Source organism: Pseudoalteromonas sp. SR41-1, assembly GCF_014164015.1.
Classification (GTDB): domain Bacteria; phylum Pseudomonadota; class Gammaproteobacteria; order Enterobacterales; family Alteromonadaceae; genus Pseudoalteromonas; species Pseudoalteromonas distincta.
Genome location: NZ_JACJEK010000002.1, coordinates 232,412 through 247,556 on the forward strand (window position 1 = coordinate 232,412; position 15,145 = coordinate 247,556).

The window sequence follows — 15,145 nt, forward strand, 5'->3', positions numbered from 1 at the left end:
GTGCAATTTATTGACTCTCATTGCCACCTCGATTTTAGTGAGTTTGATTCAAGTCGTGAATCGCTCATAGGCGAGTGCGTCGCAAAGGGAGTGAATCAGTTTGTTGTACCGGGTATTACGCTTGCTCAATCGCATACTCTTATAGGGCTCAAAGCAACCTATCCAAGTATAAAAATAGCGGCAGGGCTGCATCCTTACTTCTTAGATCAACATAAAGAATTGCACATAGAAGCGTTATTCGAGTTTGCAACTACAAATAAGCATCAGCTGGTGGCTATTGGTGAGTGTGGGCTTGATCGAAGCATTGAAAACCTCTCTAAACAAACTTATTTATTTGAACAGCAAATAGGGCTTTCTAATGAGCTAAGTTTACCGCTCATTGTACATCACAGGCAAAGCCATGATTTAATTGCGCAAGCGTTTAAACGTTGTAAGCCAAAAAATGGGGGAGTGATTCATGCATTTTCAGGTTCAATCCAACAAGCGAAGTACTATATCAAACAGGGCTTTAAGCTTGGCGTAGGCGGTGTTATTACCTATCAACGTGCAGCTAAAACCCGTGCTGTTATTGCCGCTATTGAGCCCGAGCACTTAGTGCTTGAAACAGATTCACCTTCAATGCCTTTAAGTGGCTACCAAGGGGAGGTTAACACGCCATTGCATATACCTGATGTGTTTGACGCACTATGTGATTTAAAGCCACACAGCGAAAAAGAGACGCTTGCAAAGCAACTTTATGATTCTTGTTCAGATGTTTTTTGCATATAACGATTTACCTGCCAGCGCTTTAATCCACGGCCTAACTGCCACGTAAAAATACAAGCAATCACTAGCATTAGTAAAACCTGCCTGCCTAAGTCATGAAAATGATTGTGGCTGTCGGATATTGCAGCGCGAGTTAAATAAGTAATAGATACAAAACCTATAGGGCGGTCATCATCGCTTATAACAGGTTCCATAAAAGGTGTTTTTAACTTACTTATTCCAGGGGTAGAATCAGAAAGTTGACCATAAACATGGTGCGACTGCCAATTGTCGCTACTGGCTAATAAAATACCCTGTTGATCGTAAATAGTGGCCGAAAGCACGAACTCATCTTTACTTATATCGTTACAAATTGCATTGAGCTGGGGTTTATTTTTTTCGATTAGAGGTGTTTTAACATTTAAAGCCATAAACTGAGTGAGGCTTTTTGCGGTGCTGTCGGCGCTATCGTAAAGTAACTGGTGACTCTGAAAACTACTATTAACACCCACCCAGCTTAGTAATACAAAACAGCCAGCCGCAAGAATTAAGCGAACGAGTCGCTTTCTTTGGGATGCGCTTATAGGGTTTTTAATATGGTTATTTTTCATAGTCACCGTTTATGCTACTGACAGCATTTTGATTTGATGTTACAACTACACTAACTATAACCTTAAACCCCACCTGATGGCGAATTTAGTGTTGAGAATAGCAGTTTTGAGATGCCAACTATCAGGAAAATAAAAATAAACACGGAGATCCCATGTCGCAAATCAACATGGCACAGCAAGCTGCTGAGCAACCATTACAACACTTAACTCTAAATAAATGGTTTAGCTATAGTGGTGGTGTATCTACACTTCTCGATTATATTCCAAACAAAGCATTAGGGTTATTTAGCATCGCATTTGCAGGTGATTTTGCGGAAAAACACATTGCCAGTATTGTTGACTTTTTAGCGACACATAACCAAAAAGTCACCGCTATATGCCAATACCAACCTGATTTAGGGCTTGCACCAGCACTGTGTTTTTACGCGCAAAATGCAGATAAAACTATAAACCCGTTAGTACTACAAGAATTTTCAAACACGCTTGATTGTCAATTAGTGCAAGTTGCTACGCCGCCTAATTTATATGAGCCAGGTTTATTGGTTATGGATATGGACTCAACTGCAATAACTATTGAGTGCATAGACGAAATAGCACGCCTTGCGAACGTATACGATGAAGTTGCCTCTGTAACTGCACTTGCAATGGCGGGTAAACTTGATTTTAGTGAGAGTTTATATCAGCGTGTAGCTAAGCTTGAAGGTATTGAAAAAAGCTTAATTGAAGAGCTGAAAAGTACATTACCATTGATGCCTGGTATTAAAATACTGTGCCAAATTTTAAAGCAACATAAGTGGTATTTGGCGATTGCCTCAGGTGGTTTTGTGCCTTTTGCAGAGCGTGTACAAGAGCTGATTAATTTAGATGAAGTGCACGCTAATGAGCTCGAATTTAAAGACGACAAGCTAACAGGTAAAGTACTGGGTACGATTGTCGATGCGCAGCAAAAAGCGGTCGTTTTAGAGGTGCTTCAGCAAAAGCTAGGGCTTAAAAAAGCACAAACTGTAGCTATTGGAGATGGCGCAAATGATCTAGTCATGATGGCAAAAGCAGGCCTAGGTGTGGCCGTACATGGTAAGCCAAAAGTGGTTGAGCAAGCACAGGCGGCTATTTGTGATGGGTCATTATTGCAATTGTTGTATATGTTGGCTATTCCGTTAGAAAAACAACCAACACTTTAAAATAAATTAAGTTAAACCGCTTAACGTAAGCGGTTTAACCAAATTAGCTTACGGCGGCTCATTTGTGCTACTTGCTCTTTTTTTAGTTCTAAATGGCTTAGCGCTTCTTCAGTTATATCTACTACATCACCTACACCAGCTACGGCCCATAAGGCTTCTTCTAAATCTTTAGCTTTGTGCATTGCGTACTGACTTACGTATTTTAGCTCATTAGAAAGATAATCAGTATCGGGGCGACCTGTGCGCGATATATACAAACGCATTACGAATATAAGTTGCGATGTAATACCTTTACTAATTTGTTTATAAAAGCTTGAGTAGTCTTCACCTAAAGCGCATTGGCTAACAATAGCCTCTTCAATACTGCCTTTTCGAGGATCGAAGTTAATAGCAAGTGTAAAAGCAAGCGGTGCATCTTGGCGGCTGCGATCTTTAATATTTGGTGTTATTACATTAATAATTTGCTCTTCGGTCAGAATGCTCGAAAAGTCAGTTTTGTTACTTAATAAACCAAAGTTTTGCAAAATCACGTGCATAGGGCTGGCGTATAACCCATATCCAATTGCGCCGGTTTTAAAGTGTGCAGCTTCTTTGTGTAAATATAGCGGAAATTGGCAAACGCTTTTTGTAACCATATTTCTAAGTGCGGTAGATAAGCCTTCTACTTTAGGTGCTTCTTCAGATACTTTAAGTTTGTCTTTATTACCTTCTATTAGCTGAGTGAAAAAGGTCACGCCAGCATGGGGTAAATCAGCAATACGATTTGCTTTTAGGTTAATAGTAGTAAATGACTTACTGATGGCCATTACTTCGTACTTTAGTTCACTAAGCTTATGCATTTTAGTTATTTTTTGAAGTTCAGGGAATGCTAAAAGTACTATATCGCCTTTTTTAAATGTGGCAGGTTGTTCGCACTCTAACTGCAAACCCATTACCGAAAAGTCACGTGTATAGCCGTTAAATACCTCATCATTAATAGTGACACTAACTGGTGTTTTATAAAGGTAGCGCTTATGCGAGCGTAAATTTACGTATTCAAGTGGCACAATATCTAAGTAGGGTGGTGTTTTGTGTTTTGCGTGGCCAAAGTGCTTGAGCTGATTTACTAATGCTTTATCAAAAGTAAGTTGTTTATAATTTGCTTGTTCAGCTTTATTGCCAATATTTGTAAGTACAACAATATACTTAACATCTTTTATAAGGCCTTTTACACGAGGTGAAGGCGGCTTATTTAATTTTTCTATATTTTCACCGGCACTATTAGGTAGTGAAAGCGGTATAAAAGAATCATCTGGATGACTTGGCATTACTTGTATTTTAAAGCACTGCCAGCTCTCTTTTTGGCTACCAAAACCTAAAAATAGATCACGTAATTTAGGGTTGTTATTTAACTCTGTACGCGTCGCTGAGTAGTAATAAATTTTACCTGATGATATATGTGTAAATGTATAGAGGTAATCTTCTTTTACTGCGGTAATTTGAGTTAGTAATTGTGTAATACGCTGATGATTAAGTATATTGTACAAACACGGTATTTTTCTTTCATCGGTAAAGTAGCGCTGAATAAAAATATTATTTTCAGTGGTAAGGCTAAGGCTTGGGTAATATTGCTCATCTTTTTTACTTAAAAACACATATAAAGACGTAACGCGAGGAATGTAGTACTGCTCATACCCCTTTGATACTACAGCATCGAGCGTATTATCTAGATTTACTTTATAACGACGCTTATTACCATGAATAAAACTTTCTAAAAAGTCATTAAAGGCATCGTTGTTTTCTATATAAGTGCGCTTTAAGCGGATGTGATTAAATTCACGAGAGATATTTTCTACTGCAACAACTTCGTATTGAATACCGTTTTTTAGGCCAAGTTCAAAGTCTTGCTCAAGGCCTACTAAGCGCATTGCGATGAGTTCGCCTTTTTTTATAGAGTAGCGCGTTGCAAGCTTAACTTTACAACCGCTTAAAGATATATCTGAGGTGCTAGCAGCAATGTTCTTTTTATCTTTGTAATCAATCGTTACTTTTATTGAGTAATTCATCCGTTCTTCACGGCGGCTCTCGTAAGAGGCAAACTTAATTACTTCAGTGTTTAAGTTATTTTCTAACTCTTGTAACTCTGATTTTTCGGCTGCTTGTTTTTGTAATACGCGGTGGTTATTTTCTGTATTCATTACGGCTTCGTAAACAGCTAAGGTGTATTCACCATGTTGTTTAAGCGCTTTTTCAAACACTTCAATGGCTGTGTCATCCATAAAGTGTTGCTTGCCGTTATGCTCATATGGTTTTACTTGGCCTGTCACTAATCCACGAAGATCAACAAAACGTGCCACTGGCTGAGATAAACGCGACATTTCCATTTTCATTAAAAATTGCTCAGGTTTAGTTAACCCTGCGGTTTTTGATTTGAAAATTAGATCAAATTTAGCGTTGCCTAAATATGTTTTTAACTCATTCACGAGGTCTTCGTGTTTGAGCATTATGTCATCAGCCATTTATAAAACCATCACCGTCTAATTGAAAAAGTAGGTATACTGTTAAGTCCATTTATTAGAAGTTCAATAAACGTTAAATCGCGCTATGTTATTAATATAGGTACAATTATTTGAGTTACTACTGTTTAGCTCTTGTTATGTATGTGTTATTTGCCATTTTATTGGCAAGTTACTTTAAACTATTACAAAGCAAAAAGTATGCCCTAAATTATAGCTAAAAAGAAACACCATGTGTATTTATTGATTGTGACGATAGATTTTTAAGCAGGCAAGAGTTTGTTGCTAAGTAAATGCCTGAAATGGCAAAATAAGCGCTTAATAGTAAGAATTTTTTTTAATTAAAGAATAGTAGGTAAAGTTATCAATGGCTAAAGCGGCAAAAGTAGAATTTGTTTGTACCGAATGTGGCATGAACTATCAACGTTGGCAGGGTCAATGTCGCTGCGGTGCGTGGAACACATTAGCGGAATTTAAGCCTTCAGCAGGGCACAGTAAAAAAGCATCAATACGAGCAAACGTTGGTGGTTATGCTGGTGGTGTTGGTGGTGGCTCTAAAAAAATCAATGATATTGCTACATCAGAGGCTGAAAAGCAGCTAACTGAAATCGGCGAGCTTGATCGCGTACTAAGCGGCGGGGTGACTACTGGCTCTGTTAATATAATTTCCGGCGATCCGGGGGCGGGTAAGACAACTTTGCTATCTGACCTAGTGGCGAGAATGTCACAACGGATGCCGTCACTTTACTGTACGGCAGAAGAATCTTTATCGCAGTTTAAAAACAGGGTAAATCGTTTAAAGTTAAACTATAACCCGGACGAGCTTTATTTACTTTCAGAAACGAGCGTTGAAACCATCATCGAAGAGCTCGAGAAAAATAAAATTAAGTTTGCTGTTATTGACTCTATTCAAGCTGTTGTAACCGATACGGCAAATGGTAGCCCAGGTTCGCCTTCGCAGGTAAAAAGCGCCGCCCAAGCATTAACTCAGTACTGTAAGCAAAATGATGTAACCATGTTCATTATTGCTCACGTAAATAAAAATAACGAAATAGCAGGCCCTCAAACACTTGTACATATTGTTGATGCGCTTTTACACATAGATACCAACGATGGGCAAATACGAACCCTTAGGGCAAATAAAAACCGCTTTGGTGATATTGATACTGTTGGCATTTTTAAAATGTGTGAACGTGGAATGTTAAGCGTTGATAATCCAAGTGAAATATTTTTATCGGGTTCAACCACCGACTCACCTGGCTCTACTATTACCTGTATTCGTAAAGGGAATCGTAATTTATTGCTTGAGATTCAATGTTTAACTACCGAAACAGAAGCTGAATTTCCGCAGCGTGTTTGTGTTGGTTTAAATATGAATCGTATAAAAATGCTGACCGGTATATTACGTAAGCATACTAAAACTAAAATATTTCACGATACGTTTTTTAATATTGTGGGTGGTTTAAGAATTGATGAGACAGAAACCTGCATCGATTTAGCATTAGTAACCGCGTTACTTAGCAGTTTAAACGAATTTGTTGTACCTCGTACCACGTGTATTATGGGAGAACTTAGCTTAAACGGCGATGTACGCCCAATAGACAGTGGTGTACCGCGTGTTAAAGAGGCTGCACAACATGGTTTTACAGAAATATATATTCCATTTCGCAATTACCATAAATCGATGGAAGGGCTAGGCGCTAAAATTACCCCTGTAAAAACCGTACATGAGTTACTTAGTTTGATTAATTAACACTTATCGGTGATGTTCTTCAGTGTTACTCTTAAGTTGAGACACTTTATAGAAAGAATTAAATAAGGAAATGACATGAAAAAATTAGTTATAGTTGCAGCTCTTGTGGCCGCAGGCGTGGGTGGTGTTAGTTACGCAAACTACGTAGCAACTCAAGAAGTGCGTGCAGAAGTAGATAAGCAACTTGCTTTAGTAAGCGAGCAAACTGGCGCTACATTTAAATACGCTGGTTTATCGGCAAGTGTTATTTCAAAGAGTGTAGAAATAACAAACATGGAAGTAATAAGCCCTGAAGGTGACAATGTTGCTAATATTCAAAGCATTGAAATAACTGGCTACGAGCCGGATAAAATATCACCACATACATCATTTGATGTAAAAAGCTTTCAGTTTGATAAAAGCTTCGTATCAAAATTACCAGCTGATGCAAACGAAATGTTAGCGTCGGCAAGTTACGACTTACATTCATCACTTGATTACGATGAAGAGTCTGGCAATAGTGATGTAGTAGTTAAGCTTGATGCAAAAGACATTGTTAGTTTTAATATGGATATGGGTTTAGCTAATTCAAAAGCGTTAATGGATGCTTCATTGGCTATTAGCAAGGCGCAGCAAGAAGCGGGTGATCAACCGCTGACGTATGAGCAAGAATTACAGCAGCAAACACTTGTTATGCAAGCAATGAGTAAATTAGAGCCGCGTAATGTTAGCTTTGCCTTAAATAACCAGGGTAAATTAAAAGATTTACTCTCAAGCGAGCTTGAAAAGCAAGGTATGACGCTTGAGCAAATGGAAATGACGCTAGAGCAACAGTTACAACAAGCTCCTGTAACTGAAGATATTGCAGAGGCTTTAACTAGCTTTGCGAAAGGTTTAAATTCATTCAGTGTGTCTGCAAAGCTACCTGAAGGTAAAACTATGATGGAAATTAACCAACAAGTTATGATGCTAGTAGGGCAACCTGAAGAGCTAGTTAAGTTTATTAACTTAGAAGTTAAAGGTGATTAGGCCTTAGTTCTGTATTAATAAAGGCGCCAATTGGCGCCTTTATTGTAATCTTATTAGCTAAAGCAATTTGCTTTTATAAGATCAGTGATTATTTGTTGTGATGGTTTTATTTTTTCCATCGCTAAAAATTCATCAGGCTGGTGTGCTTGGTTAATTGAGCCTGGGCCCATTACAATCGTTTCACAACCGAGTTGCTGGATAAACGGCGCTTCAGTGCAGTAATTTACTGCGACCGCTTTTTGCCCCGCTATTTTTTCAGCCATTTTTACTAAAGCACTGTCGGTGCTCCCACTAAATGCCGGTATTGGTTCATGTAAATCAATAACGCTCACCGCATTTGGGTATTGCTGATTTATCTCTTTCGTTGCATCGAGTACTAATGCTTGTAGTTCTTGTACACTTAAACCTGGTAATGGGCGCATATCTATATGCATTTCACAGCAACCACAAATTCTATTCGCGTTATCGCCGCCATGAATATTACCTAAGTTTAATGTTGGATAAGGGATTTCGAAGTGGTTTATTGAATACTTATGCTTTAATTGTTCTTTTAAGATCATCAATTTTGTAATCACTTTATGCATTACTTCAATGGCGTTAAGACCACGTTCGGGATCGGAGCTATGCCCAGAGCGACCAACCACTCTTATTGCTGTACTCATATGGCCTTTGTGCATAAATACTGGCGTCATATCAGTAGGTTCGCCTATTATACAACGCGCAGGTTTTAAATTCGGGTGCTTACATATTTGTTGTGCACCAGCCATCGTTGTTTCTTCGTCGGCGGTGGCAAGGATTAAAATAGGCTGAGTTTGCTGCTTTTCATCAAGTTCACTAATCGCTTGTAATACAAAAGCAAAAAAACCTTTCATATCAATACTTCCTAGCCCATACAATTTGTTATCGAGTTCGGTAAGTTTAAATGGATTATGATTCCAACGACTGTCATCAAAAGGCACTGTGTCGGTATGACCAGCTAGCATTAATCCGCCATCACCTTCTCCGCGTTTTGCTAATAAATTATAGCGCCCTTTACCTCCTTCTAATTCTATAATTTCACACGTAAAACCGATTGTTTCGCACCAACTGGCTAGGAGTTCAATTACGTTTTTATTGCTCATACACAGGTTGTCTTCAATAGCACTAATAGAAGGGGCTGCAATCAATTGTTGGTACATGGAAATAAACGAAGGCAAAGGCATAAAAAAATCCAAAATTATTATTCAATTTAATTGCATAACAATATAAAAGTATTTATGATGAATATCAATTCACTTTTTAAGCATAAATATATTAAAAGTAACGCCATGAAAATAATGCGACGATAATCAAAATTCATTAATAAAAAAGACTTAATTAGCGTCTAAGCTAGTTTAAGCGAACATTATAGATAAGTAGTAATTAATTTTAAGATAACGAGTAACAAATGAATGTAGTGATTATTGGCGCAAGCGGATACAGCGGCGCAGAGTTAGCAAGTTTAGTTGCTAAGCATCCAAACTTAACTTTAACAGGCTGTTATGTATCTGAGGGTAGCTTAGATAAAAATAAATTGCTAAGTGATTTATACCCAGAGCACCTTGGCTTACTAGACTGCCCTTTACTTCCTCTTAGCGTATCAGCTTTTGATGACATTCAAAGTGATGCTGATTACGTATGCTTATGTACCGATCACAAAGTAAGTGTTGATCTAGCGCCGCAATTTTTAGCTATGGGTAAAAAGGTATTTGATTTATCTGGTGGCTATCGTTTAGCAAGCAATGACGACTACGTTACTTACTATGGTTTTGAGCATCAACATCCAGAGCTTTTAAATGAAGCGGCTTACGGTCTAGCTGAGTGGAACCATGATGCTATCGCTAATGCAAAGCTAATTGCTGTTGCAGGCTGTTACCCAACAGCAGCGCTTAATGCGCTAAAACCGCTTAAGCAAGCAGGCTTATTAAGCAGCGAAAGTATTATTATTAATGCGGTTTCGGGCGTTACAGGCGCAGGGCGTAAAGCCAGTGTAGGAACGCATTTTTGTGAAGTGTCGCTTGCACCTTATGGTTTGTTTAACCATCGCCACGGCCCTGAAATTGAACAACACCTTGGCCACAAAGTGTTGTTTACACCGCATCTAGGTAATTTTCCGCGCGGTATTTTAGAAACTATTTATGTACAGCTTAAGCCAGGCGTTACCAAGGAAAACGTTGCATCGGCTTATCAAGTACTTTCGAGCGAGCCATTAATTCGTTTATTAGGCGATAAAGTACCTTCAATTAAAGGTGTAGCTAAGCAGCCATTTGTTGATATTGGCTGGCAGCAACAAGGAACGCAGTTAATTGTGATGTCTGCTATTGATAACTTATTAAAAGGCGCTGCTGGACAAGCTTTGCAGTGTATTAATATTTCTATGAATTTAGATCATACCACTGGTTTAAAAGGAGCGTTTTAAATGAGTAAAAAAACGTGGGTAATTAAACTAGGTGGTGCAGTACTTAATACAGAAAATGCAGCAAAAGCGTTGTTTGATGTATTAAATGAGCAAACAAATGATGAGTTTGTGATTGTACATGGCGGTGGCGCTTTAGTTGATACATGGTTAAAACAAGCGGGTTTTGCCAGTGCTAAACACCAAGGATTACGTATTAGCCCAGCAGAGCAAATGCCTTATATAGTGGGTGCGCTTGCAGGTTGCGCTAATAAACAATTAATGACTCAAGCTATTAGTGCTGGGCACAAGCCTGTCGGCTTAAGTCTTTTTGAGGCAGGTGTTACTGCCACTCAAAAGCTAAAAGCGCTTTGCTTGGTGGGTAAATGTAAAAGCAACGACGATTCTATTGTTAATGATTTACTTAAAATCGGTCGCCTACCCATTGTTAGCTCTATAGGCTTTGATGAGCAAGGGCTTTGGTACAACGTAAATGCAGATGAAGCAGCAGCGGCTATTGCTAGTAACTTAAATGCCGAGCTTATTTTTATGACGGATGTTGAAGCAGTGCTTGATGAAAATAAACAGCCGTTACATCAACTTGACACAAAACACATTGATACTTTAATTACAAATGGAGTAATTGTGGGCGGGATGGAGGTCAAAGTTAAGACCAGCCTTCACGCTGCCCAACATTTACGACGCGGTGTGTATATTTCCAGCTGGCAAAAGCCAGAAAATTTAACTGCTCTGCTACAAGGCGAGCATGTCGGAACTAAGATTACACCATAGGTTTATTATGTTTGAGAATTTTTTAACGGGTTTAGAGTTAGACCAAGAAGGCGCACTTAATTTATTAAAGTTAGCGCAAGATATAAAAGCAAAACCAGAAAAATACAGCAATGTATTAGCGGGAAAATCAATCGTAACATTGTTTGAAAAACAAAGTTTACGTACTCGCTTATCGTTTGATATAGGTATTAACCGCCTTGGTGGCCATGCAGTTTATTTAGATCAGCAAAATGGCGCTATGGGTGCACGTGAATCAATTAAAGATTTCGCACTTAATATTTCTACTTGGGCCGATGGTATTGTTGCACGCGTAAATCAGCACAGCACATTAACTACATTAGGTGAATACGCATCAGTACCGGTAGTAAATAGTTTGTGTGATTTATACCACCCATGCCAAGCGCTTGCTGATTTTTTAACGCTTCAAGAAGTTCACGGCGATGTGAGCGAGCTTAAAGTGGCTTACTTAGGTGAGGGCAACAATGTAACTCATTCATTAATGCTTTTAGCGGCAACGCTTGGCACTGATTTTGTTGCTGTAACGCCAAAAGGCAGCTCGCCTGATTCGCAAATCCTTAAAAAGGCAGAGCAAATAGCGGCAATGAATGGCGCATCAGTGATGGTAAGTGACCGTGTTGAAGCGGCTGTTGGTGCAAACGTTGTATATGCAGATACATGGGTATCAATGGGTGATACAACACCGCTTGAGCAAGTTAAAGAAAAATATATGCCTTATCAATTAAATCAGGCATTGCTAGATCAAACCGGTGCAACTACGGTATTACATTGCCAACCGGCACACCGTGAATTTGAAATTACCTCTGAGGTAATGGATGGTCCAGCATCGAAAATTATTCAACAAGCAGAGAATCGCATGCACGCGCAAAATGCTTTGCTAGTTACATTACTAAATCCAAATTTTGTTAAGGAACACCTATGAGTTCAATTAAAAAAGTCGTTTTAGCCTATTCAGGTGGTCTTGATACATCGGCTATCGTGCCATGGTTAAAAGAAAACTACGGTTGTGAAGTTGTTGCGTTTGTAGCGGATGTAGGTCAAGGCGCAGAAGAACTTGAAGGCGTAGAAGCTAAAGCAATCGCTTCAGGTGCTTCAGAATGTTACGTAGTTGATTTAAAAGATGAAATGGTAAGTGATTACATTTATCCAACACTTAAAACGGGCTCGATTTACGAAGGTACTTATTTACTAGGTACGTCTATGGCGCGTCCTATTATTGCTAAAGCACAAGTTGAAATTGCACGTAAAGTAGGTGCTGATGCACTTTCTCATGGTTGTACTGGTAAAGGTAATGACCAAGTTCGTTTTGAATCATGTTTTGCAGCCCTTGCTCCAGATTTAAAAGTAATTGCGCCATGGCGTGAGTGGGACTTATCGAGTCGTGAATCATTACTTGATTACTTAGCAGAGCGTGACATTCCGTGTTCAGCATCTGCTACAAAAATTTATAGCCGTGATGCTAACGCTTGGCATATTTCGCACGAAGGTGGTGAGCTTGAAGATCCATGGTGCCAACCAACTGAGCAAGTATGGACTTGGACTAACTCTCCAGAGCAAGCACCAGATAAGGCAGAACTAGTAACTTTAAAAGTTGTTGAAGGCGAAGTGGTTGCTGTAAATGGCGAAGAACTTAAACCATATGACTGTTTAGTTAAATTAAACGATATTGCATCGCCTCATGGCGTTGGACGTGTTGATATTGTAGAAAACCGTTTAGTAGGTATGAAGTCACGCGGTTGTTATGAAACACCAGGTGGCACAGTAATTATGGCTGCGCTTCAAGCCATTGACGAGCTAGTGCTTGATAAAGCAAGCCGTAAATGGAAAGAAGTACTAGGTGGTGAATTTTCACATTTAGTATACGACGGACGTTGGTTTACACCACTTAAAGATTCTATTTTAGCTGGTGCAGAAGCACTTTCTAAAGTGGCAACAGGTGAAGTGGTACTTAAGCTATATAAAGGTCAAGTAACTGCGGTTCAAAAGCAATCACCAAATAGCTTATACAGCGAAGCATTTGCTACATTTGGCGAAGATGATGTGTATGACCAGTCACACGCTGAAGGCTTTATTCGTTTATTCTCGCTTTCAAGCAGAATTTCAGCATTGGCTAAAAAGTAAATTATTTATAGCCCCTTATAAAAGGGGCATTACAGGGTTTGGAGAGATTTCATGGCATTATGGGGCGGACGTTTTTCTACGGGTCCAGATGAGGCGTTTAAGCAATTTAACGACTCTCTTCCCTTTGACTACCAGTTAGCAGAGCAAGATATTATTGGCTCTGTGGCATGGGCTGGTGCACTTGAACAGGTAAATGTACTTTCAAGTGATGAGCATACAAAATTAGTTGCTGCATTAAATGAGCTACTTGAAGAAGTTAAAGCTGATCCACAATCAGTTGCTACTTCAGGTGCAGAAGACATTCATTCACATGTTGAAGCTGCTCTAATTGAAAAAGTAGGTGATTTAGCTAAAAAATTACATACAGGCCGAAGCCGTAATGACCAAGTTGCCACCGATTTTAGACTATGGTGCCGTGATACAGCCGATCATTTACTAGATGCCATTGCACAGCTAAAAGGCGAGTTTGTAGCGCTTGCAGAGCGTGAGCTTGGCACAATATTACCAGGTTACACGCATTTACAGCGCGCACAACCAGTATTGTTTAGCCACTGGTGTATGGCGTATGTAGAAATGCTAGAGCGCGATGAAAGCCGCCTGCAAGATGCTAAAGCGCGCATGAATTTTTGCCCATTAGGCAGTGGTGCATTAGCTGGTACAGCTTATCCGATTGATCGCCAAGCATTAGCCCACGGATTAGGTTTTACAGCGGCTACAAAAAATAGCCTTGATGGCGTATCTGATCGTGACTTCGTGTTAGATCTTTTAAGTTGTGCGTCTATTTCGATGATTCACTTATCTCGTATGTCTGAAGATCTGATTTTTTATAATTCGGGTGAAGCCGGATTTATAGAGCTTGCTGATAACGTCACGTCAGGCTCATCGCTCATGCCTCAGAAAAAAAATCCTGATGCACTCGAGCTTATTCGCGGTAAAACCGGACGTGTATTTGGTGCATTTAGCGCTATGATGATGACATTAAAGGCACTGCCACTTGCATACAATAAAGATATGCAAGAAGACAAAGAAGGCCTGTTTGACGCTATGCCAACATGGCTTGCATGTATTCATATGGCGCAAGCATGTATTAAAGGCGTAAAAGTAAATGGCGATAAAACGTTAGCAGCGGCAAAAGGCGGCCACGCTAATGCCACCGAGCTTGCTGATTACTTAGTTGCTAAAGGTGTGCCATTCAGAGAAGGGCATCACATTGTGGGTGTACTTGTACAGCTTGCGATTAGCGAAGGTAAAACGCTTGAGGAGCTATCACTTGAGCAGTACAAATCAGTAAACACTGTATTTGAAGACGATGTTTACCCAGTACTTGAAATTGATGCGTGTATAAAAGCGCGTCAAGCGCTTGGGGGGACGTCTATTGAGCAAGTAACTAATGCTGTTAAAGAAGCCAAAAAAAAACAGCAAATAACGGTACGTGATGCAAATTTAGATGATGTAGAGGCAATAGCCACACTTATACAGCATTGGGCAACGGTAGGCGAAAACCTACCTCGTGCAAAAAGCGATATGGTGCACTCTATTAACGAGTTTGCAGTTACTGAAATAAATGGAAAAGTGTCGGGCTGTGCATCGTTATACATTTACGATACCGGCCTTGCTGAAATACGCTCATTGGGTATAGACCCAAAAAGTAAAGTGACGGGGCAGGGTAGACAGCTTGTAGAGCACCTACTTGCTAAAGCCAAAAAATTGGCACTTAACCGAGTTATTGTATTGACCCGTGTACCCGATTTTTTTGAACAACAACGTTTTACTTTTTGTAGCAAAGACTCTTTGCCTGAAAAAGTAATGAAAGATTGTGAACTTTGCCTTCGTAAAGAAAATTGTGACGAAGTAGCAATGGAATATATTTTGAAGCTAAGTACACGTGCGGAGATCCCGTGTAAATACGTAGCTTAAACTCCCTGGATACAAAAAACGTACGGTTATCCCTGTGCGTTTTTTTATATTTGCAGTAAACTGGTCGGAGTTGTTTGGTTTTATTATATTTT

At 39.4% G+C, this 15,145-nt stretch carries 12 protein-coding genes; 9 read left to right on the forward strand and 3 right to left on the reverse strand.

Annotated features, from left to right (window positions below; genetic code table 11):
• Complete coding sequence (locus H5118_RS02565) at nt 1-768, forward strand: TatD family hydrolase (RefSeq protein ID WP_182747688.1); 768 nt, start codon at nt 1-3, stop codon at nt 766-768.
• Here H5118_RS02565 and H5118_RS02570 read toward each other — a convergent pair.
• Complete coding sequence (locus H5118_RS02570; RefSeq protein ID WP_002958772.1) at nt 735-1,355, reverse strand: AhpA/YtjB family protein; 621 nt, start codon at nt 1,353-1,355, stop codon at nt 735-737. The two genes, H5118_RS02565 and H5118_RS02570, sit on opposite strands and share 34 nt — an antisense overlap.
• Nucleotides 1,356-1,507: 152 nt before the next feature.
• Between H5118_RS02570 and serB the strand changes: the two genes are divergently transcribed.
• Nucleotides 1,508-2,536, forward strand: coding sequence for a phosphoserine phosphatase SerB (gene serB, locus H5118_RS02575; protein WP_182747690.1), 1,029 nt, complete (start codon nt 1,508-1,510; stop codon nt 2,534-2,536).
• Between the two features lie 20 nt (nt 2,537-2,556).
• Here the strand turns inward: serB and H5118_RS02580 are convergent, their stop codons facing one another.
• Nucleotides 2,557-5,034 (reverse strand): PilZ domain-containing protein, encoded by a 2,478-nt coding sequence (locus H5118_RS02580; protein ID WP_182747691.1) that lies wholly within the window; start codon nt 5,032-5,034, stop codon nt 2,557-2,559.
• Between the two features lie 364 nt (nt 5,035-5,398).
• Between H5118_RS02580 and radA the strand changes: the two genes are divergently transcribed.
• Both radA and H5118_RS02590 read left to right on the forward strand, forming a co-directional pair.
• Complete coding sequence (gene radA, locus H5118_RS02585; protein ID WP_002958769.1) at nt 5,399-6,784, forward strand: DNA repair protein RadA; 1,386 nt, start codon at nt 5,399-5,401, stop codon at nt 6,782-6,784.
• A 75-nt stretch (nt 6,785-6,859) separates the two neighbouring features.
• Nucleotides 6,860-7,792: a hypothetical protein gene (locus tag H5118_RS02590; protein WP_182747693.1), complete on the forward strand. Its 933-nt coding sequence runs from the start codon at nt 6,860-6,862 to the stop codon at nt 7,790-7,792.
• A gap of 53 nt (nt 7,793-7,845) precedes the next feature.
• Here the strand turns inward: H5118_RS02590 and argE are convergent, their stop codons facing one another.
• Nucleotides 7,846-8,994 (reverse strand): acetylornithine deacetylase, encoded by a 1,149-nt coding sequence (gene argE, locus H5118_RS02595; RefSeq protein WP_149602219.1) that lies wholly within the window; start codon nt 8,992-8,994, stop codon nt 7,846-7,848.
• Between the two features lie 224 nt (nt 8,995-9,218).
• On the opposite strand from argE, the gene argC reads away from it, so the two are divergent.
• Genes argC through argH form a run of 5 tightly spaced genes read left to right on the forward strand, consistent with a single transcriptional unit; the run spans nt 9,219 to nt 15,053 of the window.
• Entirely contained in the window at nt 9,219-10,229 is a 1,011-nt protein-coding gene (gene argC, locus H5118_RS02600; protein ID WP_024596072.1) for an N-acetyl-gamma-glutamyl-phosphate reductase, read from the forward strand.
• Nucleotides 10,230-10,997, forward strand: coding sequence for an acetylglutamate kinase (argB, locus tag H5118_RS02605; protein WP_002958765.1), 768 nt, complete (start codon nt 10,230-10,232; stop codon nt 10,995-10,997).
• Between the two features lie 7 nt (nt 10,998-11,004).
• Complete coding sequence (locus H5118_RS02610) at nt 11,005-11,937, forward strand: ornithine carbamoyltransferase (RefSeq protein ID WP_002958764.1); 933 nt, start codon at nt 11,005-11,007, stop codon at nt 11,935-11,937.
• Nucleotides 11,934-13,136, forward strand: coding sequence for an argininosuccinate synthase (locus H5118_RS02615; RefSeq protein WP_154903484.1), 1,203 nt, complete (start codon nt 11,934-11,936; stop codon nt 13,134-13,136). Before H5118_RS02610 ends, H5118_RS02615 begins: the two co-directional genes overlap by 4 nt.
• A gap of 51 nt (nt 13,137-13,187) precedes the next feature.
• Nucleotides 13,188-15,053: an argininosuccinate lyase gene (gene argH / locus H5118_RS02620; RefSeq protein ID WP_149602222.1), complete on the forward strand. Its 1,866-nt coding sequence runs from the start codon at nt 13,188-13,190 to the stop codon at nt 15,051-15,053.
• Nucleotides 15,054-15,145 lie beyond the last annotated feature (92 nt).

Coding starts and splice junctions, on each gene's coding strand:
- H5118_RS02570 (WP_002958772.1), bottom strand. CDS start 1,355: ATGAAAAATAACCATATTAAAAACCCTATAAGCGCATCCCAAAGAAAG.
- serB (WP_182747690.1), top strand. CDS start 1,508: ATGTCGCAAATCAACATGGCACAGCAAGCTGCTGAGCAACCATTACAA.
- H5118_RS02580 (WP_182747691.1), bottom strand. CDS start 5,034: ATGGCTGATGACATAATGCTCAAACACGAAGACCTCGTGAATGAGTTA.
- radA (WP_002958769.1), top strand. CDS start 5,399: ATGGCTAAAGCGGCAAAAGTAGAATTTGTTTGTACCGAATGTGGCATG.
- H5118_RS02590 (WP_182747693.1), top strand. CDS start 6,860: ATGAAAAAATTAGTTATAGTTGCAGCTCTTGTGGCCGCAGGCGTGGGT.
- argE (WP_149602219.1), bottom strand. CDS start 8,994: ATGCCTTTGCCTTCGTTTATTTCCATGTACCAACAATTGATTGCAGCC.
- argC (WP_024596072.1), top strand. CDS start 9,219: ATGAATGTAGTGATTATTGGCGCAAGCGGATACAGCGGCGCAGAGTTA.
- argB (WP_002958765.1), top strand. CDS start 10,230: ATGAGTAAAAAAACGTGGGTAATTAAACTAGGTGGTGCAGTACTTAAT.
- H5118_RS02610 (WP_002958764.1), top strand. CDS start 11,005: ATGTTTGAGAATTTTTTAACGGGTTTAGAGTTAGACCAAGAAGGCGCA.
- H5118_RS02615 (WP_154903484.1), top strand. CDS start 11,934: ATGAGTTCAATTAAAAAAGTCGTTTTAGCCTATTCAGGTGGTCTTGAT.
- argH (WP_149602222.1), top strand. CDS start 13,188: ATGGCATTATGGGGCGGACGTTTTTCTACGGGTCCAGATGAGGCGTTT.